The sequence below is a fragment of the Variovorax sp. MHTC-1 genome (genome assembly GCF_003984645.1).
Classification (GTDB): Bacteria; Pseudomonadota; Gammaproteobacteria; order Burkholderiales; family Burkholderiaceae_C; genus Variovorax.
Genome location: NZ_RWKI01000106.1, coordinates 1 through 455, shown reverse-complemented (window position 1 = coordinate 455; position 455 = coordinate 1). Strand labels below are relative to the sequence as shown.

The following is a 455-nucleotide window of genomic DNA, read 5'->3' as shown; positions in this document are numbered from 1 at the left end:
GTTCGACGTTCAGCGCAATGGCGCGATCCTCAACAACAGCCGCACCGATGTGCAGACGCAGCTCGGTGGCTTCGTCCAAGGCAATCCGTACCTCGCGACAGGCCCCGCGCGCATCATCCTCAACGAGATCACGAGCGGCAACCCGACGCAGCTGCGCGGCTATGTGGAAGTCGGCGGCCAGCGCGCCGAGGTGATCATCGCCAATCCGGCGGGCATTGCGGTCGATGGCGGGGGATTCATCAATGCCAGCCGCGCAACGCTCACGACAGGCACCCCGCAGTTCAATGCAGCCGGCGGGCTCGACAGTTATGTGGTGCGCGGCGGCACGATCAGCATCGATGGTGCGGGCCTGGACCTGAGCCGCACCGACTACGCGGCCATCCTCGCAAGAGCCGTGCAGGTCAATGCCGGGATCTGGGCCAACGAGCTCAAGGTGGTGACCGGGGCCAACCAGG

At 65.9% G+C, this 455-nt stretch carries 1 protein-coding gene; it reads left to right on the top strand.

All coding sequences use genetic code 11. The annotated features are described in order from the left end of the window. Window positions 1–455: filamentous hemagglutinin N-terminal domain-containing protein (locus tag EJI01_RS28480; RefSeq protein WP_126840428.1), on the top strand; the 455-nt coding region annotated here is incomplete at both ends.